We start from the raw sequence: 21,721 nt of genomic DNA on the forward strand, positions 1-21,721 counted from the left end.
CCACGACGACCTGCTGGCCGGCGTGGACGCCATGAACTACCAGAATGCCACGCCCATTCAGGAGCAGGCCATTCCCAAAATTCTCGAAGGCAAAGACCTGATTGCCTGCGCCCAGACCGGCACCGGCAAAACCGCCGCCTACCTGCTGCCGCTCCTCGACAAGATTTCCCATGCCAAGCACGGCACCACCTCCACGCTGGTGCTGGTGCCCACCCGCGAGCTGGCCACCCAGATTGACGAGCAGGTGACGGGCTTTGGCTACTTCGTGGAAGCCAGCTCCATTGCCATCTACGGCGGCGGCAAGAGCGAAGGCTGGGAGCAGCAGAAGCGCGCCCTCACCTCTGGCGCCGACATCATCATTGCCACGCCCGGCCGCCTGATTGCGCACATGCAGATGGGCTACGTGAAGTTTGAGGACCTGAAGTATCTGGTGCTTGACGAGGCCGACAAGATGATGGACATGGGTTTCTCCGATGACATCCTCAACATCGTGCGCCAGCTGCCCAAGGAGCGCCAGACGCTGCTGTTTTCGGCTACCATGCCCAGCAAAATCCGCGACTTTTCGCAGCAGCTGCTCAAGAACCCGGAGGAAATCCGGCTGGCCGTATCCAAGCCCGCCGCCGGCATCGACCAGCAGTTCTACATGGCCTTCGACCGCCAGAAGATTTACCTGCTCGAGCACATCATCAAGACCCAGGACGTGCAGAGCATGGTGCTCTTTACGAGCCAGAAAGCGGCCGTGGGCGGTATCGTGCGGGCCATCAACAAGCTCGGCATTGAGGCCCGCGGCATCTCGTCGGACCGGACGCAGGAGGAACGCGAGGAAATCATGCGGGCCTTCAAAAACAAGCAGTTCCCGATTCTGGTAGCCACCGACGTACTCAGCCGCGGCATCGACATCGACTCGCTGAGCCACGTGGTGAACTACGACATTCCGCGCGCCGCCGAAGACTACGTTCACCGCATCGGGCGCACAGCCCGCGCGGCCACCAAGGGCACGGCCATCACCTTCATTTCCGACCAGGACCAGGACCGGGTACTGAAGATTGAAAAGCTGATTGAGCGCGAAGTAGAAAAGCAGAGCATCACGGAAGCTATGGGCCTGGGTGAAGCGCCCGAGTTCGACCCGAAACGCTTTAGCGGGCTGCGCGGCAAGATTGGTGGCCGGCCAGAGCGCGGCGGTACCCGTTCTGGTGGAAGCGGCGGAGGCCGCGACCGGGGCCCGCGCTCCGAGGGTGGCGGCCGCGAGGGAAACCGCCCCAGCCGCGGCGACGGCAAGCCCGACGCCGACCAGCAGGCGCGTATTGCCAAAGCCCAGGCCGCTCTAGCTGCCTTGGACTCTGGCCAGGCCCCCGCGCAGCCCTACCAGCGCCCACCCCGCGAAGACCGCCCCGAAGGCAGCGAAAGCCGCCCCCGCCGGGAGCCTCGCGCCCCACGCCCGGAAGGCGAAGCCCGTCCGCCACGGGAGCCACATGCTCCACGCCCCGCAGGAGAGTTGCCGGAAGGAACTGAGCCGCGGGCCGAAGGCGAAAAAACAGAAGGCCAGCGCCGGCGCAAGCGGGGCGGCCGCAACCGCTCCGGTCGCGGCCCGCGGCCCGAAGGAGATGCAGCTACCACCGAAAGCCCGGTTCCAGCGGCGCCCAACGCCGAGTAAGTAAGACAAGCAGAAAGCCCCTGTTACTGGTGTAACAGGGGCTTTCTGCTTATTGCCTGTAGTGCGAGGCTCACGGTGCTAGTTGCATGTACGCCTCTATCTGCTCATCTGTCACTCTCCACTCCTGGCCTTTCGCTTCGTGCATATAAGCGAGTCCGCACAATTCTAGAGTAGAATACCCTATCAACTGTATACCAGCTTTCCGGGCGACCCACCAGTCGTGTTCTTTGTCAAAGGAAACCTGATAGCCCTTTTCCTGCAGCACATGGTAAGCCGGCGCAAGAACATTACCAGCGGCAGCTAATTCAGACATAGGATCAGTGAATTCAGAGTACCTGTCCCAGGCCAAACAACAGTGTGAAGACCAGCGTCGTCAGGGCCATTTGCTTCAGCAGCGGGTCGAGCTGCATAGATTCCTGGCGCTGCCACACGGCGCGGGCGTTGCGCAGCAGTAGCGGCGCGGTTAGCACAAACAACCACTGCCACGGCGACTGATACGTGAGAGCCACATACACCACCGCACAACTAAAGCCCAGCAGCAGCAGCAGCCAGTGGTAGCGGCGCGCCCGCACTGGCCCCAGCCGCACCGGAATCGTGATTTTGCCGGCCAGCTCATCGGAGCGGATGTCGCGGATGTTGTTGACGTTGAGCACGGCCGTAGCGAAACAGCCCAGCGCGGCAGCAGGTAGCAGCACTGTCAGCGGTAGGGCGCGGGTTTGCAGAAAATACGTGCCGCACACGCCTACTATCCCGAAGAAGAGGAACACCGACACGTCGCCGAGGCCGGCGTAGCCGTAGGGCTTGGAGCCGGCCGTGTAGTTCACAGCGGCCCAGATGGCCGACAGGCCCAGCACGAAAAACGTGGCGAAAATCCAGACGCCGCCCGTGCCCAGAGCCACCCACAGCAAAGTCAGCCCGCTGAGCAGCGACAGAAGACCGAACACAGCCATGCCTCTTTTCATCTGCTGCGGCGTGATGGCCCCACTCTGCACGGCACGTTGCGGCCCTTCGCGGTGCACACTGTCGGCGCCGTTCTGCGAGTCGCCGTAGTCGTTGGCGAGGTTGCTCAGGATTTGAAGCAGAATAGTGGTTAGGGCCGCCAGTGCTACTACATCACCCCGAAACTGGCCGTGGCTGACGGCCAGAAATCCGCCGGCCATGATGCTGGCCAGCGCCAGCGGCAGCGTACGCGGCCGAAACGCGGAAAGCCACGCTTTGGCGGAAGATACGGGAGCAGCGGGGGTGGCAGGGGAAGATGCCATAAAAACAGAGAATAAGCCGTAAGCGGCGTTCCGGCCTATGAAGGCAAGCTCGTCCGAGCGGTAAAGTTACGGACTAAGCCGGCTCAATAGCGGCAATACGCGCGGCCGTCAGCTCCGAAAAATGGCCCACCACGAGGTCAGCCAGGTGCAGGTCCTGCAGCAACGAATGCTCGCTCCGGTAGCCGATGCAGTAGATACCGGCTGCTTTTGCTGCCGCCACGCCGTTGGTAGAGTCCTCAATCACGACGCATTGCTGCCGGGGCGCGCCAGACAGTGCGGCAGCGTACTCAAAAATGGCCGGATCGGGCTTGGAACGCGGAAAATCTTCACCACTGACGAGGTGGGAGAAGTACGGCCCCAGCGCAAAGCGCCGCATTACCCTATCAATGGTGGAGCGCGACGCGGAGGAGGCCAGCACCAGCTGTATGCCGTGCTGGTGCAGATCCTCAATCAGATGACGCACACCGCCCAGCAGCTCTAAGTCAGGCTTCTCGTCGAAGGCACGGTTGAAAAACTCGCGTTTTCCCATCACCAGATCAGGCACTGCGTACTCCAGCCCGTGCTTGTCTTTGAGATGCTGGTAGACGTTTTTCGTGGAACGGCCCGTGAATTCGGCATACTCATCGTCGGACACGCGGATGCCCAGCTCGTCGAAGTGACGGTAGTACGCGTATCGGTGTACCGGCTCGGTATCGACAATGACGCCGTCCATGTCGAAAATAACGGTGCGTATCATGCGGTGCAGTGTGGTTTTCGCAGGCGAAGGTAGAGAAACCCGCCGCTTAGGGCCGGCAAAAGCAGCGGCCTGCCACGGATGTAGTGCTGGCAGCACATTCGTGGCAGGCCGAGGCAAAATCAGGCCGTTCTATTTCAGGATAGCCGCTACCAGCTCTTCGCTCATGGGCTTCACTTTGGAAGGGTAAAACGCCACCACGTGGCCCTGCTCATCTACCAGGTACTTGCAGAAATTCCAGCTCGGTGCCTCTCCTACCGCACCGTTCCGCGACTTATCGGCGAGGAACTTATAGAGCGGCGCTGTGTCTTCGCCCTTCACAGACACTTTGCTGAACAGCGGAAACGTCACGCCGTAGTTCTTTTCGCAGAAGGTGGAAATCTGCTCGTTGGTGCCTGGTTCCTGCCCGCCGAAGTTGTTGGCCGGGAAGCCCAGTACCGTCACTTTGCTGCCGTGCTTCTTATACAGCTCTTCCAGCTCCTTGTACTGCGGCGTGTAGCCGCACTCCGAGGCCGTGTTTACAATGAGGAGCTTCTTACCTTTGTACTGGCTCAGCTTCACCGGCTTGCCAGTAATGTCGTTGACGGTAAAATCGTAGACGGTGCCCGTCGCGGGGGTTGATGTTTCGGTCATGGTGGGAATGCTGGAAAGGTGGGAGAAAGACAGACCGCTGGCCAGCAGCGTGCCCAAAATCACAAAGGCTTTCATAAGAAGAGAAGTAAACAAAACCGAAACGCACAGACTTCGGGTGGGGCAATGTAGCACCGAAGCCCGGTGTTGCGTCAAACCATAGTAGCAGCAGAATGTTGGGTGGCTACTCCTGCGGCTACTTCAAAAATTGCCGGAATTTTATACAACCTGACACGACAATACCCGAAAAGGACCTACTTTCGGCAATTGGCGACCTTCACTACATACCACACTGCTCATGCGTAGGACTCTCTATTCGGTCATTACCGGAACAGGCAGTTACATTCCTTCCCGCGTTGTCCGCAACGCAGATTTCATTGACACCTCTTTCTTCGATGCCGATGGGCAGCCGCTCACCAAGCCCGGCGCCGAGATTGTAGAGCGTTTCGCCCAAATAACCGACATCCAGGAAAGGCGCTATGCCGAAGACGACCAAGTAGCCTCTGATCTGGCGTTTCTGGCCGCGCAGAACTTGTTTCAGTCGTGCAACGCCGACCCCGAGCAGCTGGACTACATTCTGGTGGCTCACAATTTCGGCGACGTTTCCATCAGCAACCGCCGCTCCGATTTTGTGCCCTCGCTGGCGGCCCGCGTCAAGCATAAGCTGGGCATCGAAAACCCCAAAACCATTGCCTACGACCTGCCCTTCGGCTGCCCCGGCTGGCTGCAAGGCGTAATTCAGGCCGATTATTATCTGCGCTCCGGCGACGCCAAGCGGGTGCTGGTGATTGGAGCCGAAACTCTCTCCCGCGTCTGCGACCCGCACGACCGGGACAGTATGATCTATGCCGATGGGGCCGGCGCCGTGCTGCTGGAAGCCCGGGAAAGCGACACGCCCATTGGTATTCTGGCCCACGGCTCCCGCTCCGATACGGTGCAGGCAGCTCACCTGCTGCGCATGGACAAATCGTATAACCCGGCCTACAGCGGCGACGAGTTGTTTCTGAAAATGGAAGGCCGCAAGCTCTACGAGTATGCGCTCAAAACCGTACCGCAGGCCATAAAAGACACGCTGGAGAAAGCAGAGCTACCCATCGAAAACATGCGTAAGCTGCTCATTCACCAGGCCAATGGCAAAATGGACGAGGCCATTCTTAAGCGCCTGTACGGCCTCTACGAACAGGCCACCATACCGGCCGGCGTGATGCCCATGACCATTTCCTGGCTCGGCAACTCGTCGGTAGCAACCCTTCCTACCCTGCTGGACCTGATTCTGAAGCACCAGCTTCCCGACAACGGCGTTGTGCCCGGCGACAACCTTGTGTTTGCCTCCGTAGGGGCCGGCATGAACTGTAATGCTGTAGTATACCGCATTCCGACTGAGTAGAGTAGACTCAAACCACTATCATCCTGAGCTTGCGAAGGACCTATCCAAACGTGACAAGGTCCTTCGCAAGCTCAGGATGACGGCTTTTCTGTCCCTCTGCTAGCTATTATGTAGTGCGAGGCGTCAGCCATTTTTCCAGGCTCACTGGTTGGTAAGCCAGCATTTCGTCGAGCAGGGCGTGCGGCGCGGGGTGGCTCAGGAGTTGGTTGCGGTTTTCCCGGCGCAACAGGCCTTCGTCGGCCATGTGGTCGAGGGCGCGGAGCAGGTGGTCGTAGTAGCCGGCCACGTTGAGCACACCAATGGGCTTTTTGTGCAACCCCAGCTGGCCCCAGGTCAGCACCTCAAATAGCTCTTCCAGCGTGCCATAGCCGCCGGGCATAGCCACGAAGCCTTCGGCCAGATCGGCCATCAGCAGCTTCCGCTCGTGCATGCTTTTCACGATATGCAGCTCTGTAAGGCCGGTATGGGCCAGCTCCTTATCGGCCAGAAAATCGGGAATCACCCCGATAACCTTGCCTCCCTGCTGCATCACGGCATCGGCAATAGTGCCCATCAGGCCCACACGGCCGCCGCCATATACCAGCGTAAACTCCCGCTCGGCCAGCGCCTGACCCAGGACTACTGCCTGCTGGGTAAACAATTCGTTGGTGCCGCTGCTGGCACCGCAATACACGGCTACGCTTTTCATAAGCAAACCGGACTTGGCTAGGCCTTGTCCGTCATTAGTAACAAAAGAAAAAACAGCAGCAACGCCAACTGCTGGCGCTGCTGCTGCACTACACACAAAAGTATTTCCGGCCCGCGCAGGGTGCGGGGCTGGCTTACATCCGCTCGGGTACCTGAATGCCAAGCAGACCCATACTTGCCTTGATAGTCTGGCCGGTCTGGGCCGAGAGTGCAACACGAAAGGCACGCTTATTCTCGTCTGTTTCTCCGAAAATCCGAACCTCAGCGAAGAACCGGTTGTAGGCCTTGGCTACATCGTAGGCGTACTGTGCTACCACTGCTGGCGACTGAGTGCGGGCAGATTCGGTAACTATAGCGGCGTAGCGCCCCAACTCCTGAATCATATCACGCTCTGTGTCGTGCAGTTCGGTCAAGCCGCTCATAGTAGCTTCGGCAACTATTCCTTGTTCGGCGGCTTTGCGCAGGATGCTGCTAATGCGGGCGTGGCTGTACTGGATGAATGGACCAGTGTGACCTTCTAAACTCACCGACTCTTCGGGGTTGAAGAGCATGCGTTTCTTAGGGTCCACTTTCAGCAGGTAGTATTTCAGCGCGCCCAGGCCCAGCATGTGGTAGAGCTGGTTGAGCTCGTCATCGGAGAGGCCTTCGGTTTTGCCTTTTTCGAGGGTAGCGGCTTTGGCGGCTTCCACTACTTCGCGCACCAGCTCGTCGGCGTCTACTACGGTGCCTTCGCGGCTTTTCATCTTGCCCGAGGGCAAATCCACCATGCCGTAGCTGAGGTGGTAGATGGCGTCGGCATAGGGCTTGCCCAGCTTCTTGAGCACCGCCTTCAGCACCTGCATGTGGTAGTTTTGCTCGTCGGCAATGACGTACACGCTCAAATCGTAGCCGAAATCCTGGTACTTCAGCTCGGCCGTGCCCAGGTCTTGGGTGATATAGACGGAGGTGCCGTCGGCGCGGAGCAGGAGCTTCTCGTCGAGGCCTTCCTCTTTCAGGTCTACCCATACCGAACCGTCTTCCTTCTTGAAGAACACGCCTTTCTGCAGGCCTTCCTCTACCCGCTCTTTGCCCAGCAAGTACGTGCCCGACTCGTAATAATACTTGTCGAAATCAACGCCGATGTTCTTATAGGTGGCATCGAAGCCCTCGTACACCCAGCCGTTCATCTGGCGCCAGAGGCTTACTACTTCCTCGTCGCCGGCCTCCCAGGCGCGCAGCATGTCCTGGGCCTCCAGCATCATGGGGGCCTGGCGCTTGGCCACGTCGGGCAGCACGCCTTCGGCTTCCAGCTGCTTCACCTGCTCGCGGTAGTGCTTCTCAAACAGCACGTAGTATTTGCCGGCCAGATGGTCGCCTTTGATACCGGCACTCTGCGGGGTTTCGCCGTGGCCGTACTGCTGGTAGGCCAGCATGGATTTGCAGATATGAATGCCCCGGTCGTTGACGAGGTTGGCCTTCGTGACGGTAGCGCCGGTGGCCTGCAGAATCTCGGCCACCGAGTAGCCGAGGAAGTTGTTGCGCAAATGGCCCAGGTGCAGCGGCTTGTTAGTATTCGGCGACGAATACTCCACCACCACGTTCTGCGGGCCACCGGTCGGGATGGGCGTGCCGGCTGGCGTTTGGCGGAGCTGCTCAAATACCTTCACCCACTCGGCATCTGCAATTTCGAGGTTGAGGAATCCCTTCACCACGTTGTAGCCACTCACCATCGGCTCATTGGCCACCAGCCACTCGCCCACGGCCTGCCCAATCTGCTCGGGGCCTTTGCCCAGGGCTTTGGTAAACGGGAACGTGACGAGCGTAAACTGCCCCGCGAATTCTTTGCGCGTGGGCTGCAGCGTGAGTTGAGCGGCGGGCACCTCGGTGCCGAATACGTTCTGGATAGCGGCCCTAAGGGCTGCTTTGAGAGTAGTTTCGAGTTGTTGCACGGAAAGCAGAATGCTGAGGATGAAGCCGGATACAGGCTTCGGGAATAGGTCGGTTTAGGGCAGAATCAGCGGGAGGGCGTAAGCATCTGGCCGGCGGATGGTGGCAACGGGCCTCCCAAGGAAGCATACCGGCCCACCAGCGCCTGGCCGAAGCCTACGCTACATTCGTCGCAAGAAAAGCTGCCAAAAAACCGGGTTCATAAGCACTTAGCGCCGCTGCCACGCCGGGCTGCTGCGGCCACAAAGGTAGAAAGCCCGACCGGAAGCCCCGCACCCCACTTCATTTTCCTGCTCGGCGCAGCAGCATCTGCACCTGCCGGGGGTTGCCACGCGTGATGACAGGGTACGACACGTCATTCATAAACAACAGCTGGCCGTTCAGCAGAATGCGGGCCTGCACAGCGTACGTGTTGCTTTCCTGAATGCGGGCAGGATTGTAGGTAAGCGCAAATGAGAGCGGAACCTGCTGCCCATTGGGCCGAATGGTCACCGAATCAATAATGGTAGCCGCTACGTCCTGCCTCGACACATCCTGCAGCTGCAGTTGCACCACAGCCGCCGCGGGCAAGGCCATCCGCTCCCGATAGGCCAGCGTCCCTGTTACGGTATCCCGTGGCACAGTCATTGGCTGCGAAGCCTCTGCCGCAGAAGCTCCAGCGCTGCTGGTAGCGGAAGGACTAGCAGTGCAGGCTGCTAGCAGCACAGGTACACAGAAGGCAGAAAGCAGACGGATTTTCATGACAGAGCAGCAAACGGATACACACGCAACAGGTAGCTACGAATGTATCCGGTTTTTACTATTCTGCAAGTGGCAATACAGCAAGGCCTAGCTATTTCGTTTAGGCTGTTTAGCGGCTCACTACTTCCTCCATGCGCAGCCGGTTCTGGATGGCATCAGTAGCGGCTTCCAGAATGTCGAAGGCATTGGTAGCCATGGTGTTCATGTTGTCGAGTGTGGGGTTGATTTCCACCATCTCGAAGCACACTACCCGGTCATTATCAAGCAGGGCGCGGCATAGGCTGATGGCTTCTTCCACATTCAGGCCGGCCTCTACAGGGGTGCCGGTGCCTTTAGAAAAGCGCGAGTCCAGCGAGTCCACATCAAAGCTGATGTAGACCATGTCGCAGAAGCGCAACCGCTCATAAATCTCGCGGGCTACCTGGCGGGTGCCTTTGGCCTTCACCTCGTCGAGCTTGTAGTTTTTGATGCCTAGCCGCTCGATTATGGCGTCTTCTTCGGCCTCCGTGTCGCGCACTACCACATAAATGAGGTGCTCGGGCGCGATTTTCGGGCCCGGCTCGCCCAGGTTCTTCAGCTTTTGCCAGAAAAACTCGGTTTCCGGCTCAGGCTGGTTGCGCTGGCACTCGCGGTTGTCATCGCCGAGGCTGATGGCCAGCGGCATGCCGTGCATATTGCCGGAAGGCGTAGTATAGGGCGAGTGGATGTCGGCGTGCGCATCTACCCACACCACGCCCAGCGTCTTGTGCGGATAGGCCGCCTTAATACCTGCAATGGTGGCAGAGGCGTTGCTATGGTCGCCGGCCAGCACCAGCGGAAACTCGCCGAAACGGAGCGTCTGCTCTACGGTGCTGGCAATGCCTTTCTGCACCGTATAAATAGAATCGATGTGCTTGGCCTTCGGAAAATGATTTTTTTCGAAGAGCACGTGGTTCAGATCCGGCACGTTCACCGAGTTGAACCGACGGAAGTAGTCGGACCCTTTGTTGAGGCAGGCCACTTTCAGGGCATCTACGCCCATACTGGCACCACGGGTCCCGGCTCCGAGCTCGGAGCGGACTTCCAGAAGCTTAATGCGTCGCATATTACATTGGCAGGAAAAGGGTTAGAGTGGTTCTGATGCTTGCCGATTGAGCGGGTGGGAATTCCTCTCAGGCTTGACGCGCGCGGACCCTCCGGCGCAACCAACGAACAAAGCACAACCAAAACCCCCGCGAGGGGGTATCTTTGCGGGCACTAAGTTCGGCAAAAGCTCAACCAGTTGAAAATATCCTGTCATCCGGAGTGTGCGAAGGACCTTATCACGACAGAACAACGACTTGTTCACGCGTGATAAGGTCCTTCGCACACTCCGGATGACAGGTCTTTTAACTCATCTCCCCACACCTTCCCGTCAATGGATACCTACCACGACCTGATTTCCCAGACGTTCGATTTCCCTACCGATGAGTTCCAGGTGGAGCAACACGAGTTGCGTTTCCACGACATCGACCTGATGGCGCTGGTCAAGAAGCATGGCACGCCGCTGCGCCTCACCTATCTGCCCAAAATCAGCTCCCAGATCCAGCGGGCTAAGCAATGGTTCCAGACCGGCATCGACAAAATCGGGTATCAGGGCAAATATTCCTATGCATACTGCACCAAGGCTTCGCACTTCAGCTTTGTGGTGGAAGAAGCGCTGAAGAACGGCGTGCACATCGAAACGTCGTCGTGGTTTGATACTAGCATCATTCGGGCCATGCATGCCAAAGGCAAGGTGGCCAAAGACACGTACATCATCTGCAACGGCTTCAAAACCGAAGAGTATAAGCGCGAAATCACCAGCCTCATCAACGAAGGCTTTGTGAACTGCATGCCTATTCTGGACTCGCCGAATGAGGTAGACTACTACCACGACAACGTGCGCGAAAAGTGCAACGTGGGCATGCGCTTGGCTTCCGACGAGGAGCCGCGCTTCCAGTTCTACACTTCGCGCCTGGGCATCCGCTATGCCGACGCCATTCCGCTCTATCAGGAGCGCATCCAGAATGATCCGCGCTTCGAGTTGACGATGCTGCACTATTTCATTAACACGGGTATCAAAGACACGTCCTATTACTGGTCGGAATTGAGCCGCTTCGTGCACAAATACTGCGAGCTGCGCAAAGTGTGTCCTACCCTCACCACCATTGACATCGGGGGTGGCCTGCCTATTCAGACCAGCATTCAGAAGGAGTACGACTACCCGTACATGATTGAGGAAGTGCTGCGCACCATCCAGCGCATCTGTGCTGAGGAAGGCGTGCCGGAGCCGGACATTTTCACTGAGTTCGGTATTTTCACGGTGGGCGAGTCGGGCGCTACGATTTACAGCATTCTGGACGAGAAGCTGCAGAACGACAAGGAGCTGTGGTACATGATTGACGGCTCGTTCATCACGAACCTGCCCGATACCTGGGCCCTGAACCAGCGCTTTATCATGCTGGCACTCAACGGCTGGAACAAGCAATACAAGAAGATTCAGCTCGGCGGCCTCACCTGCGACTCGCAGGATTACTACAACGCCGAAAAGCATATTTACCAGGTGTTTCTGCCAGAGCGCAAGCCCGCCAAAGACACCGAGCCGCTGTATGTGGGCTTCTTCCATACCGGCGCGTACCAGGAAAGTCTTTCGGGCTACGGCGGTATCAAGCATTGCCTGATACCGGCGCCTAAGCACGTTATTCTCGACCGCGCCGAAGATGGCACGCTCACCGACTATGTGTTTGCTGAAAAGCAAACCGGCGAGTCGATGATGCGCATTCTAGGCTACCAGGAATAGATTCTGCATATTTCCGGGCGGCGTGGTTGGACGGGCCGCCCGGAAATTGTATTTTTGAGCTTTAGCTCCTCTTTCTTAACCTGTTTCACTTTTCATAATGAAAAAGCTACTCCTGCTGGCCTCTGTGGCCGTTCTGGGTCTGAGCGCATGCAACAAGCAGAAGTGCCCGGCTTATACCAGCACCAAAGCTGCTAACCGTGTTTCGTCGCCTATTATGGCTTCTTCGGCTACGCCAGAAACTGCGCGTCAGTAAAGCGCCGTTTCGTACGCCGTCATATTCCTGACAAAAAGCCAGCCGTTGCCTTGTGCAACGGCTGGCTTTTTGGTTTTCAGGCTACTTCCGGACCAAACTTACCATCTGTATAATTTTACAGCAGATGATTCCGCTATGAAGTTAAAGGCCCTTATGATTAGATTCTTGCCACAGCATCATCTTCGTAGTATTAGCATTTGAAGACGACTAGAACACTGCTTTGCTTGGTTTCAGAAAATGCCCGGCTTACAGCAGCCTGAAACCTGCTACTCAGGTAGCGGCACCAGTTGGCTACCACTGCTGCTGAGCGTGTGACTCGGCAGCAGAATACGTGCCTCTACTTACCAGCCCTGCCGGTTCTCTGTTAGGAACCGGCAGGGCTGTTTGCTGGTATTCAATAGCTAACAGGCTGGCTGGCCAGAATAAGTTCTGTGGCTGCCGTCAGATGGGCCACATGCGGCTGGTAGCCGTAGCCTTCGTCCTCTCCTACCAGTATTCCTTGCACACCGGCTTTGGCACCGGCTTGCATATCGCGCAGCCGGTCGCCCACCATCCAGCACTGCGCCGGGTCTAGGTGAAAGCGCGCTATGGCTTTTTCCAGCATCAGCGAATCGGGCTTACGCGACAACGACTCCGACACGCTGGGGTGGCCGGGAGCATAATAGAAGGCATCAATGAGGCCGTTGCAGGTTTGTTGCAGTTTGTCGTGGCAGGCTTTTACATCGGTGGCCGTATAGAGTTTTTTAGCAATACCGGCCTGGTTCGTGACGACAATGAGGTAGTAGCCGGCCTGCTTAAGCCGCACCAGACTCTCCGGTACGCCATCCGAAACCACAAGCTTTTCGGGTTCCCACACATAGTCCCCGATTTCATTGTTGAGTACACCGTCCCGGTCGAGGAACACGGCTTTATTTTTCATGGCGGTTGGTTGAGTGAGTAGATAGCAAGCAACAAAGGTAAAAGTAATGGAAGGCAGCACCCCGCCCAGGGCGTAGCCGTCTTACCTTTGCTGCTTGCTGGTTCCCCTGTAGTTTCTTTCTCCCCTACCACTATCCTATGACTGTAGCTATCCTTGGCGGCGGTATTTCGGGCCTGACGTTGGCCTGGCAGCTGCAGAAGGCCGGTGTGGCCTACGACCTGTTTGAGGCTGAAGCTACACCAGGCGGCTGCCTGCGCTCCGTGCAGCACCCGGCCGGCTATCTTCTCGAAACCGGCCCCAATTCGCTGCAGCTAAGCGACGAACTCCTCGCCCTGCTGACAGAACTGGACCTGACCAATGAAATAGAAGATGCGGCCGCTGTGAGCAAGCACCGATACGTATTGCGCGATGGCCGCTACCAGGAGCTGCCCGGCTCCCCGCCCAGTCTGCTCACCAACGGGTTCTTCAGCCTCAAAGGCAAGCTCAACATTCTCCGGGAGCTTCTGCGCCCCGCTGCGCCAGTCGATCCGCAGGAAACAGTAGCGGCTTTTTTTCGGCGGCGGTTCAGCTCTGAAATTGTGGACTATGCTGTTAATCCGTTCATTTCAGGCATTTATGCCGGCGACCCAGAGCAACTGCTCGTACATAAGACGTTCAGCAAGGTAGCAGCGCTGGAGCAGCAGTACGGCTCAGTGCTGCGCGGACTGGCCAAATCGGGCGGCGGAGCTGGGCGGCGGCGCATCATCACGCTGCGCCACGGCATCCAGACCCTGACCGATACGCTGGCTGCCCGCCTCACGAACCGCCACATCGGGCAGCCCGTACGGGCCCTGCTGCGCACTCCTGAGGGCCTTTATCAGCTAAAAACTGCTACGGCATCACCTCATACCGACACCGTCTATGATGCGGTAGTGCTGGCGCTGCCTACGTATGCAGTAGCACCGTTGCTGCGGCCGTTGTTTGCGGAAGCGGCGGCGGCGCTGGACGATGTCCAGTATCCGCCTATGGCAGCTGTCTATACTGCCTACCAGCGCGCCGATGTAAGCCACCCGCTCAATGGCTTTGGAGCACTAAACCCCAAAGTGGAGCAACCCTACGCTGCTGGCAGCATCTGGACCAGCTCCATTTTTCCTGGGCGGGCGCCCGCCGGACAGGTGCTGTTCACCACGTTTGTAGGTGGTGCGCAATATGAACGCCACGCCCGCCAGCCGGAAGCCGCCCAGAAAGCAGCAGTGCATGAGGAGTTGAGCCGCCTGTACGGCATCCGGGAAGGCGCGCAACCTGTGTGGCAATTTCGGTACTATTGGGAGCGGGCCATTCCTCAGTTCGACCAGCACATCGGGCCGGCTCATGCCGCGGCTGATGCGCTACAGGCCCACAATATCTGGAGTGTGGCCAACTGGCGGGGAGGCGTGGGCGTACCAGATTGTATCCGGCAGGCATTGCTGGTGGCCAGCAAACTCATGCAGCAGTAAGCAGGGCAGACAACAATAAAAACGAAGCCATCTATCAAACCGGCGGGTTGTGTGTTTCACAAATTCCCGCTTCCACTTCCCCACTCTCTGCCTAACTTCTATCTTTGACCAATGAATGACGGGCTCGTCCTGATACCGACCTACAATGAGCGTGAAAATGCGGAACTCATCATCCGCAAGGTATTCTCGTTGCCTAAGGAATTCGACGTGCTCATCATTGATGACGGCTCGCCGGACGGTACGGCCGCTATTGTGCGAAGCCTGATGGCCGAGTTTCCGGGACGCCTGTTTCTGGAAGAGCGAGAAGGCAAGCTGGGCTTGGGCACGGCCTATATCCACGGGTTCCGGTGGGCGCTGCAGCGGGGGTATCAGTATGTTTTTGAGATGGATGCCGACTTCTCACACAACCCCGACGACCTGGTAAAGCTCTACAATGCCTGCGCCCACCAAGGCTACGATTTAGCTATCGGCTCGCGCTACATCCAGGGCGTAAATGTGGTCAACTGGCCCATGGACCGGGTGCTGATGTCATATTTTGCCTCTGCTTACGTACGCTTTATTACGGGTATGCCCATCATGGATTCCACGGCGGGGTTCAAGTGCTATACGGCCCGCGTACTACGCACTATTCCCCTCGACCGGATTCGGTTTGTGGGCTACGCGTTCCAGATTGAGATGAAATGGCTGGCCTACAAATATGGCTTCCGCATCCAGGAGGTGCCCATTATTTTCACCGATCGTACGCGAGGCTCGTCCAAAATGAGCAAAGGCATTGTGCAGGAAGCTTTCCTGGGGGTCATCAAGATGAAGGTGAGTAGCTGGTTCCGCCGCTTCGAGCAGGTAGCCCCCAGCAGCCCGGCCCCGGTAGTTTCTGCAACCCCGGCCCCCGAAACCCGGTAAGCGTAGCGGCAGCCAGTAGCGCTGCGTCTGGTGCTTTGGGTTCATCCTGTCTCTGCTCATGGAAATAACTCCCCTTTTCTGGGTTGGATTCAATGCCTTCGTGCTGGCCATGCTCCTGCTCGACCTACTGGTGTTCAACCGCAAGGCGCATGTGGTAAAAATGCGCGAGGCGTTGAGTTGGAGTGCTTTCTGGATTGTTCTCTCGCTGTCGTTTAACTACCTCGTCTACCACTGGATGGGACGGCAGGCGGGCATGGAATTTCTGACTGGCTACCTCATCGAGAAGTCGTTGAGCGTCGACAATCTGTTTGTTTTCCTGCTGATCTTCACCTACTTCAAGGTCCCGCCTCAGTATCAGCACAAAATCCTGTTCTGGGGCATTATCGGCGCGTTGGTGTTGCGGGCGGGCTTCATTCTGGCGGGTGCGGCGCTGCTGGCCAAATTTCATTTCCTGCTGTATGTGCTGGGCGCCTTTCTGGTGTATACCGGCATCAAGATGGCCACCAGCGCCGGCCAGCCCGAAATTGACCCGGATTCCAACCCGGTAGTAAAGTTTCTGAGCCGCCACCTGCCCATCACTAATCAGTTGCACGGCGGCAAGTTCTTTGTGCGCCAGAACGGGATGCTGTTCGCTACGCCGTTGCTGGTAGTGCTGGTGATGGTAGAAACCACGGATGTAGTATTTGCTGCCGATTCCATTCCAGCTATCCTGGCCGTCTCGCGCGACACGTTTATTGTGTACACCAGCAATGTGTTTGCACTGCTGGGCCTACGGGCGCTGTATTTTGCGCTGGAAGGCCTGATGCGGCTGTTCCATTACCTGCACTACGGCCTCTCCCTCATTCTGATCTTTATCGGGACTAAGCTGCTGTTTTCCGAGCTGTTTCACCTTTCCATGGGACTTTCGCTCGGTATCGTGGGCGGTATTCTGCTCCTTTCGGTGGTAGCATCCTTGGTGTGGCCGAAGAAAGAGGAAGAACCCGTGCAGCCATAAAAGCAGCTTTCGTCCATTCAACAAGAAGCCCGGCTGCGTTATGGCAGCCGGGCTTCTTGTTAGGGTGTACTACGGCTTGGGAGCCGGATTCGGATTGCCGCCGGGTGGCGCGGGTGCAGTGGCATTTACCCCCTCATCGGGCATGCCGCCCAGCAAGTCAATCAGGTTCAGCGGCTCAAACTGGGTGGAGTCGGCCGGCTGGAAGGCCCGTACGGTGTCGCGCACGGCCCGGAAAATGGAACTGTGGGCGCGGCCAGGGAAGCTCAGGCTGTAGCTCAAGGAATTGCGGGCGTCTTCCGAAATGAGGCCTTTGCGCAGCATCAGGTCTGCAATGAGCCGGTGGAAGTAGCGCGAAGAACTGCGCATTTCGCCGTACTGGTTGAAGGAGTTCTGGTAATATTTAGGCCGCGGAATGATGCTGGCCATGTACAAACTCTCGGAGAGGTTGAGATTGGCCGGCTGCTTATCGAAATAAAACTGGGCCGCTTCTGTCGCGCCGTATATTTTCGGGCCCCACTCAATGATGTTCAGGTACACCTCAAACATGCGCTCCTTCGAGACCAGCCTGGTGTTTTCCAGGAGCCACACGATAAGAGCCTCCTCAATCTTGCGCGTCACGGTTTTCTGCCGCGTCAGGAACACGTTTTTCACCAGCTGCATAGAGATAGTGCTACCGCCGCGGGCGAAGCGCTTCTCCTTGATATTCTGAATGGCCGACTTCACGAAAGCCTTTTCCATGAAGCCTTTATGCGTCAGGAAGCGAGGGTCTTCGGCCGTCATGATGGCGGCTTTCAGGTAGTTGGCCACATCATCATAGGCCACAAACTTCGGGTTGGATGGGCCTACGGCGAAGGCCTTGATGGAGTCGCCTTTGTCGTTGTAGGCGGTATAGATGAACTCCTGGTTGAGCTTGTTGAGGTCCTCGGCCCCCATGCGCGTGATGCGGAAGTTCTTGGGTGTCAGCCCTGAGCTGAACTCCAGACTATCGACCTTATTCATATCCAGGTCGAGGTGCATGCGGTAGGTGAGCGTGCCGCTGCCCTGCATGCCTTCCAGTGTGTTGAACATGCCCTCGGGCAGGGCCGCAAAGAACGTGTTAGCCGGCGTTTCCGCCGACTCGATATCCGCTTTCACCTGCAGGCCGGCCAGCATTTCGCGGCGGTTGCGCACACCATTGATCCGGCGGCCCACCACCCGCTGGTTGAGCGGCAGCTTGCGCACGCTCATCACCGGGTAAAATTCCATGCGGTTAAGCGTGACTTTGGTACCTTTTTCCAGGGCCGCAAAGGCCTGCCCCAGCCGGGCCGCAAAGTCGATGCCGCCGCGCGGGAAGCGCACGTCCCGGTCGGAGAGCTTAGGATGATTTACAATGAAGTTGGCCGCCGAAGCAGTACCACGCACCGTCAGTTCATCATCATCCAGATCCTTATCGGAGATGCTGAAGCGCAGCGTATCGAACTGTACGCGGGCCCCGTAGCGGCGCTGCACGTAAGGCAGCGTCACGGGGCGGCGGTCCAGCCCGAATACTTCAGCGTTCAGCGCATAGTCGCCGGGCTCGATGTGGCCCTGCACGCCCACCCGGTTTTCCACCGAGTCAATCACCGCCGTCAGCTGCCCCTGAATATCCCCGTCCTCAATAGAAAGGCGGGGCATTACGATACGAGCCCGGTGACGCGGGCTGTCGTAGGTCACGAGAAAATTCTGAAAATCAGCCTCGCCGGGCACATTATCAAAGCTGGCTTCCAGGAGCTGGTTCGCCAGCAGCCCATAGTTGGTGCCTTTGGTGGTGTCGCGCGGAACGGCGGGCTGAGTTCCCTTTTTCTTATAGAGAAATGAGTAGTTGTCGGTGCCGGCTGCGGTTTTGCGGGCCGTAAAACGGGCGTCGCTGATTTCGAGGTTGCTGAACACCGGCCGCCCGGCAAACAACGATTTGACGCTTAGCGAAACCGTCATCAGGCGGGCCCGCATCAGCGTATCGGTGGGGTCGCCTTTGGGTACAAGGCTCATGCCGGCCACCTGCACGGTGTTCAGATCGGTGAAGCGGGCGGGCCCCAGGGCCAGGGTCACCGGGTACTTGCGCTCGGCCTTGACTTTCACTTGCTGCAGCGCATAATCAAGCAATTCCTGGCGCTTGGCCAGAAACACGCCGAGGCCTATGGCCAGCAGAGCCACCAGGATACCTGCGCCAATAGCTATTTTTTTCTTCGTTGCTGGAGTCACGCGAACAGTTCGGAGAGAGAAGGAAGTCGCGGCCGGGCCGGGCCAGATTCGTGCCAAACCCGCCGTCGCTGGGAGTACAAAGGTAACGAAAAAGGCCCTCGTCGGTTTCCGGCGCACAGCGCCTTCGCTACCTTTGGCCTATCCTGGCCAACCCCTTCTACGCATGAACGCTGCTGCCGACTACGCTGCCCTCACTCCACTCACTGCCGTTTCGCCGCTTGATGGCCGCTACCGCCGCGCTACGGCCCCGTTGGCGCTCTATTTCTCAGAGTTGGCCCTCATCCGGTACCGGGTGCTGGTGGAGGTGGAATATTTCATTGCCCTCTGCGAGTTGCCGCTGCCTCAGCTGCAAATGGTAGATACTGCTGTGTATGAGCAGCTGCGTGCCATCTACAAGAACTTCTCAACGGCCGATGCTGAGGCAGTGAAGGCCCACGAAAAAGTAACCAACCACGACGTGAAGGCCGTGGAGTATTTCCTGCGCGACCAGTTCGCAGCCTTGGGTCTGGACCAGTACCTGGAGTTTATTCACTTCGGCCTCACTTCCCAGGACATCAACAACACCGCCATTCCGCTGAGCCTGCAGCATGCTCTCATCAACACGCTGCTGCCCGCTTACGCGCAGGTCCGCAACAGCCTAGCCGAGCGCGCCGGACAGTGGGCCACCGTGCCGATGCTGGCCCGCACCCACGGCCAGCCCGCTTCGCCTACGCGCCTGGGCAAGGAAGTGCAGGTGTTTGTGGCCCGGCTTGATGCGCAGGTATCACTGCTGGGGCAGGTTCCGTTCGGGGCGAAGTTTGGCGGCGCCACTGGCAACTTCAACGCCCACCATGTGGCCTATCCGCAGGTAGACTGGCACCAGTTCGCAGATGTGTTCGTGAACAACCGGCTGGGTTTACACCGTTCCTACCCCACCACCCAGATTGAGCACTACGACCACCTGGCCGCGCTCTGCGACGGGCTGAAGCGGCTCAACACCATCCTCATCGACTTAGCCCGCGACGTATGGCAATACATTTCGATGGGCTATTTCCGCCAAACCATCAAGGCTGGGGAAGTAGGTTCGTCGGCAATGCCGCACAAGGTGAATCCTATTGATTTCGAAAACGCCGAGGGCAACCTGGGCCTGGCTAACGCCGTGTTGGAACATCTGTCGGCCAAGCTGCCTATCAGCCGCCTGCAGCGCGACCTGACCGATTCCACGGTGCTGCGCAACCTCGGTGTGCCGCTGGGCCACACGCTCATTGCCCTCACAGCGCTGCAGCGCGGCCTCGACAAGCTGGCCCTCGATGAAGCCGCCTTACACCGCGACTTGGAAGCTAACTGGGCTGTAGTAGCCGAGGCCATCCAGACGGTGCTGCGCCGCGAAAATTACCCCGACCCCTACAACGCACTCAAAGCCCTTACCCGCACCGGCGAAGCCATTTCGGCTGCAACCATTGCTGCATTCGTAGACGACTTAGAGGTAACAGAGAGAGTGAAGGCCGAATTGCGCAGCATCTCGCCGCAAAGCTATGTAGGGATGTAGATAAGTGATTTTACCTTTAGGGGAAGCTCTAGTTTGCCTGTAGGCAGATTGGAGCTTTCTTGTTTTATAGTACGCTGTAAAAACACTAATACGCCTTTATCCCATGCTGAATGCTCCTACAGCTAGCTAATTTTAGCACCAGATTATTCTCAAAAAAATACCGAAAATTAGGTATTGCCCGGAGCCATGAATAAGGGGAGATTTGGTATTGATACTGCTCCGTCCTAACACCGATTTGCATGTTTTATTCCGATACATTCACTTCAGATAGCCCTGTGCCACCGCCTCGGGCAGCTGTACCTCTCGATAAGCTCCTGCCGGCTACTCCCCAGTTTACCGATTTACCTACTTGGGCTTCGGATCGGCCAACTAACACGCCGGGGAGCGTATCAGCCCTTAGCCGCCCAGAACCGGCCCGCATTCCGCAGCTACTTCCTCGCTAGCGGCGGTATCCAACATCGGACAGGCTGTTTATCTTCGCGGTTCCTAACCGCGTCCTTTATGTCCGACCTTTCCGGCGTCACTGTTCACTCCGACTGCCGCTATTTCCGCGGCGACCTGCCCTGCCGCCCCAACAAAGAACACGGCTACGTTTGCTCCGACTGTCCGGTGTACGCGCCGGTGCAGAAGCGCATCCTCCTTATCAAGCTGGGCGCCATCGGCGACGTCATTCGGACTACGCCCCTGCTGCGGCGGCTGCGCCAGGAATATCCGAGCTGCTATATCACTTGGCTGACGCTCACACCCGCTATCCTGCCACAAGGCGAGGTAGAGGAAATTCTGAAGTTCGATTTTGCCAGCGCCCTGCAGCTTATGGCCCGGCGCTTTGATATTGCTATCAACCTCGATAAGGAGAAAGAGGCCTGCACGCTGCTGCTCAAAGTAGAGGCCGCGGCCAAATTCGGCTACACGCTGCGCGAATATGACGGCGTGGCCTGGCCCCAGAACGAGCAGGCCCACCACAAGTTCCTGACCGGCGTCTTCGACCAGCTCAGCCTGCAGAACCAGAAACCCTACGTGCAGGAAATATTCGAGCTGTGCGGCTTCGATTTTCGGGGCGAAGAATACGTTTTCGACACGCACGAAGACAAGGGCTATGATTGGAGCGCCCTGCCGCCAAGCCGCCCGCGCATCGGCCTCAACACCGGCTGTGGCGACCGGTGGACGACGCGCCTGTGGTCGGATGAGAAGTGGATTGCACTAATTACGCAGCTGCAGGCCGCCGGCTACACGCCCGTATTGCTCGGCGGCGAAGCGGAACACGCCCGTAACCGGGTGCTGCAGGAAGCTACCGGTGCCGCTTACTTGGGTACGTTTCCGCTGCAGCAGTTCATCAACCTGATGCACCAGATGGACGGCATTGTGACACAGGTGACCATGGCCATGCACATCAGCATCGCACTCCGCAAGCCTACCATCCTGATGAACAACATCTTCAACCCCTACGAATTCGACCTTTACGGCCGCGGTCAACTCGTAGGCCCCGACAAGCAGTGCGTGTGTTTCTACCGCGGCAGCTGTCAGCTCGGCATCAGCTGCATGGAAGACTTGCCCGCAGAAAAGGTATTTGAGGCCGTACGGAACAGCGTGCCGGTATAGCTCACACTAGCCT

19 protein-coding genes are annotated in these 21,721 nt (G+C 58.0%); 9 read left to right on the forward strand and 10 right to left on the reverse strand.

Going from position 1 to position 21,721, the window contains the following annotated elements; genetic code table 11:
- Positions 1 to 31 precede the first annotated feature (31 nt).
- Positions 32 to 1,654, forward strand: a complete 1,623-nt coding sequence (locus tag IC231_RS15930; RefSeq protein ID WP_190785520.1) for a DEAD/DEAH box helicase — start codon at positions 32 to 34, stop codon at positions 1,652 to 1,654.
- A 70-nt stretch (positions 1,655 to 1,724) separates the two neighbouring features.
- Here IC231_RS15930 and IC231_RS15935 read toward each other — a convergent pair whose 3' ends face one another.
- From IC231_RS15935 to IC231_RS15950, 4 genes are all read right to left on the reverse strand, one after another.
- On the reverse strand, positions 1,725 to 1,967 hold the full coding sequence (locus IC231_RS15935; protein ID WP_185889310.1) for a hypothetical protein: 243 nt from the start codon (positions 1,965 to 1,967) through the stop codon (positions 1,725 to 1,727).
- Between the two features lie 13 nt (positions 1,968 to 1,980).
- Positions 1,981 to 2,916, reverse strand: a complete 936-nt coding sequence (locus IC231_RS15940) for a 1,4-dihydroxy-2-naphthoate polyprenyltransferase (RefSeq protein WP_190785480.1) — start codon at positions 2,914 to 2,916, stop codon at positions 1,981 to 1,983.
- A gap of 73 nt (positions 2,917 to 2,989) precedes the next feature.
- Positions 2,990 to 3,652 carry an HAD family hydrolase gene (locus IC231_RS15945; protein WP_190785481.1) on the reverse strand — a complete coding sequence of 221 codons (663 nt, stop codon included), beginning with the start codon at positions 3,650 to 3,652 and terminating at the stop codon, positions 2,990 to 2,992.
- A gap of 129 nt (positions 3,653 to 3,781) precedes the next feature.
- Positions 3,782 to 4,357 (reverse strand): glutathione peroxidase, encoded by a 576-nt coding sequence (locus tag IC231_RS15950; RefSeq protein ID WP_190785482.1) that lies wholly within the window; start codon positions 4,355 to 4,357, stop codon positions 3,782 to 3,784.
- Positions 4,358 to 4,577: 220 nt separating this feature from the next.
- On the opposite strand from IC231_RS15950, the gene IC231_RS15955 reads away from it, so the two are divergent.
- On the forward strand, positions 4,578 to 5,666 hold the full coding sequence (locus IC231_RS15955) for a 3-oxoacyl-ACP synthase III family protein (RefSeq protein WP_190785483.1): 1,089 nt from the start codon (positions 4,578 to 4,580) through the stop codon (positions 5,664 to 5,666).
- 106 nt (positions 5,667 to 5,772) lie between these two features.
- On the opposite strand, the gene IC231_RS15960 is transcribed toward IC231_RS15955, so the two are convergent.
- The 4 genes from IC231_RS15960 to IC231_RS15975 form a co-directional block, all read right to left on the reverse strand.
- Positions 5,773 to 6,354 carry an LOG family protein gene (locus IC231_RS15960; protein WP_190785484.1) on the reverse strand — a complete coding sequence of 194 codons (582 nt, stop codon included), beginning with the start codon at positions 6,352 to 6,354 and terminating at the stop codon, positions 5,773 to 5,775.
- Positions 6,355 to 6,487: 133 nt separating this feature from the next.
- Complete coding sequence (gene argS, locus IC231_RS15965; protein ID WP_190785485.1) at positions 6,488 to 8,281, reverse strand: arginine--tRNA ligase; 1,794 nt, start codon at positions 8,279 to 8,281, stop codon at positions 6,488 to 6,490.
- Positions 8,282 to 8,561: 280 nt separating this feature from the next.
- Complete coding sequence (locus tag IC231_RS15970; RefSeq protein WP_190785486.1) at positions 8,562 to 8,906, reverse strand: YbaY family lipoprotein; 345 nt, start codon at positions 8,904 to 8,906, stop codon at positions 8,562 to 8,564.
- A 223-nt stretch (positions 8,907 to 9,129) separates the two neighbouring features.
- Positions 9,130 to 10,104 carry an arginase gene (locus IC231_RS15975; RefSeq protein WP_190785487.1) on the reverse strand — a complete coding sequence of 325 codons (975 nt, stop codon included), beginning with the start codon at positions 10,102 to 10,104 and terminating at the stop codon, positions 9,130 to 9,132.
- A gap of 312 nt (positions 10,105 to 10,416) precedes the next feature.
- Between IC231_RS15975 and IC231_RS15980 the strand changes: the two genes are divergently transcribed.
- Together IC231_RS15980 and IC231_RS15985 are read left to right on the forward strand one after the other, a co-directional pair.
- On the forward strand, positions 10,417 to 11,820 hold the full coding sequence (locus IC231_RS15980) for a type III PLP-dependent enzyme domain-containing protein (RefSeq protein ID WP_185889302.1): 1,404 nt from the start codon (positions 10,417 to 10,419) through the stop codon (positions 11,818 to 11,820).
- A gap of 97 nt (positions 11,821 to 11,917) precedes the next feature.
- Positions 11,918 to 12,073 (forward strand): hypothetical protein, encoded by a 156-nt coding sequence (locus IC231_RS15985; protein WP_185889301.1) that lies wholly within the window; start codon positions 11,918 to 11,920, stop codon positions 12,071 to 12,073.
- 394 nt (positions 12,074 to 12,467) lie between these two features.
- Here IC231_RS15985 and IC231_RS15990 read toward each other — a convergent pair whose 3' ends face one another.
- On the reverse strand, positions 12,468 to 12,992 hold the full coding sequence (locus tag IC231_RS15990) for a D-glycero-alpha-D-manno-heptose-1,7-bisphosphate 7-phosphatase (protein WP_185889300.1): 525 nt from the start codon (positions 12,990 to 12,992) through the stop codon (positions 12,468 to 12,470).
- 137 nt (positions 12,993 to 13,129) lie between these two features.
- Here IC231_RS15990 and hemG point away from each other — a divergent pair, with 137 nt between their 5' ends.
- The 3 genes from hemG to IC231_RS16005 all read left to right on the forward strand — a co-directional run bounded on the left by hemG (position 13,130) and on the right by IC231_RS16005 (position 16,361).
- Positions 13,130 to 14,467: a protoporphyrinogen oxidase gene (gene hemG / locus IC231_RS15995; RefSeq protein WP_190785488.1), complete on the forward strand. Its 1,338-nt coding sequence runs from the start codon at positions 13,130 to 13,132 to the stop codon at positions 14,465 to 14,467.
- A 111-nt stretch (positions 14,468 to 14,578) separates the two neighbouring features.
- Positions 14,579 to 15,367, forward strand: coding sequence for a polyprenol monophosphomannose synthase (locus tag IC231_RS16000; protein ID WP_190785489.1), 789 nt, complete (start codon positions 14,579 to 14,581; stop codon positions 15,365 to 15,367).
- 58 nt (positions 15,368 to 15,425) lie between these two features.
- Positions 15,426 to 16,361, forward strand: coding sequence for a TerC family protein (locus IC231_RS16005; protein WP_190785490.1), 936 nt, complete (start codon positions 15,426 to 15,428; stop codon positions 16,359 to 16,361).
- A gap of 69 nt (positions 16,362 to 16,430) precedes the next feature.
- Here the strand turns inward: IC231_RS16005 and IC231_RS20380 are convergent, their stop codons facing one another.
- Complete coding sequence (locus tag IC231_RS20380; RefSeq protein ID WP_190785491.1) at positions 16,431 to 18,581, reverse strand: transglycosylase domain-containing protein; 2,151 nt, start codon at positions 18,579 to 18,581, stop codon at positions 16,431 to 16,433.
- A 163-nt stretch (positions 18,582 to 18,744) separates the two neighbouring features.
- On the opposite strand from IC231_RS20380, the gene purB reads away from it, so the two are divergent.
- Positions 18,745 to 20,109 (forward strand): adenylosuccinate lyase, encoded by a 1,365-nt coding sequence (gene purB / locus IC231_RS16015; RefSeq protein WP_190785492.1) that lies wholly within the window; start codon positions 18,745 to 18,747, stop codon positions 20,107 to 20,109.
- Positions 20,110 to 20,610: 501 nt separating this feature from the next.
- A complete protein-coding gene (locus IC231_RS16020; RefSeq protein WP_190785493.1) occupies positions 20,611 to 21,708 on the forward strand; it encodes a glycosyltransferase family 9 protein in 1,098 nt (365 codons plus the stop codon).
- The last annotated feature ends 13 nt before the right edge of the window (positions 21,709 to 21,721 follow it).

Source organism: Hymenobacter duratus (assembly GCF_014698995.1).
Classification (GTDB): domain Bacteria; phylum Bacteroidota; class Bacteroidia; order Cytophagales; family Hymenobacteraceae; genus Hymenobacter; species Hymenobacter duratus.

Bases quoted from the DNA above. Each gene is read 5' to 3' on its own strand.
- IC231_RS15930 (WP_190785520.1), top strand. From the start codon at position 32: ATGAACTACCAGAATGCCACGCCCATTCAGGAGCAGGCCATTCCCAAA.
- IC231_RS15935 (WP_185889310.1), bottom strand. From the start codon at position 1,967: ATGTCTGAATTAGCTGCCGCTGGTAATGTTCTTGCGCCGGCTTACCAT.
- IC231_RS15940 (WP_190785480.1), bottom strand. From the start codon at position 2,916: ATGGCATCTTCCCCTGCCACCCCCGCTGCTCCCGTATCTTCCGCCAAA.
- IC231_RS15945 (WP_190785481.1), bottom strand. From the start codon at position 3,652: ATGATACGCACCGTTATTTTCGACATGGACGGCGTCATTGTCGATACC.
- IC231_RS15950 (WP_190785482.1), bottom strand. From the start codon at position 4,357: ATGAAAGCCTTTGTGATTTTGGGCACGCTGCTGGCCAGCGGTCTGTCT.
- IC231_RS15955 (WP_190785483.1), top strand. From the start codon at position 4,578: ATGCGTAGGACTCTCTATTCGGTCATTACCGGAACAGGCAGTTACATT.
- IC231_RS15960 (WP_190785484.1), bottom strand. From the start codon at position 6,354: ATGAAAAGCGTAGCCGTGTATTGCGGTGCCAGCAGCGGCACCAACGAA.
- IC231_RS15970 (WP_190785486.1), bottom strand. From the start codon at position 8,906: ATGACTGTGCCACGGGATACCGTAACAGGGACGCTGGCCTATCGGGAG.
- IC231_RS15975 (WP_190785487.1), bottom strand. From the start codon at position 10,104: ATGCGACGCATTAAGCTTCTGGAAGTCCGCTCCGAGCTCGGAGCCGGG.
- IC231_RS15980 (WP_185889302.1), top strand. From the start codon at position 10,417: ATGGATACCTACCACGACCTGATTTCCCAGACGTTCGATTTCCCTACC.
- IC231_RS15985 (WP_185889301.1), top strand. From the start codon at position 11,918: ATGAAAAAGCTACTCCTGCTGGCCTCTGTGGCCGTTCTGGGTCTGAGC.
- IC231_RS15990 (WP_185889300.1), bottom strand. From the start codon at position 12,992: ATGAAAAATAAAGCCGTGTTCCTCGACCGGGACGGTGTACTCAACAAT.
- hemG (WP_190785488.1), top strand. From the start codon at position 13,130: ATGACTGTAGCTATCCTTGGCGGCGGTATTTCGGGCCTGACGTTGGCC.
- IC231_RS16000 (WP_190785489.1), top strand. From the start codon at position 14,579: ATGAATGACGGGCTCGTCCTGATACCGACCTACAATGAGCGTGAAAAT.
- IC231_RS16005 (WP_190785490.1), top strand. From the start codon at position 15,426: ATGGAAATAACTCCCCTTTTCTGGGTTGGATTCAATGCCTTCGTGCTG.
- purB (WP_190785492.1), top strand. From the start codon at position 18,745: ATGAACGCTGCTGCCGACTACGCTGCCCTCACTCCACTCACTGCCGTT.
- IC231_RS16020 (WP_190785493.1), top strand. From the start codon at position 20,611: ATGTCCGACCTTTCCGGCGTCACTGTTCACTCCGACTGCCGCTATTTC.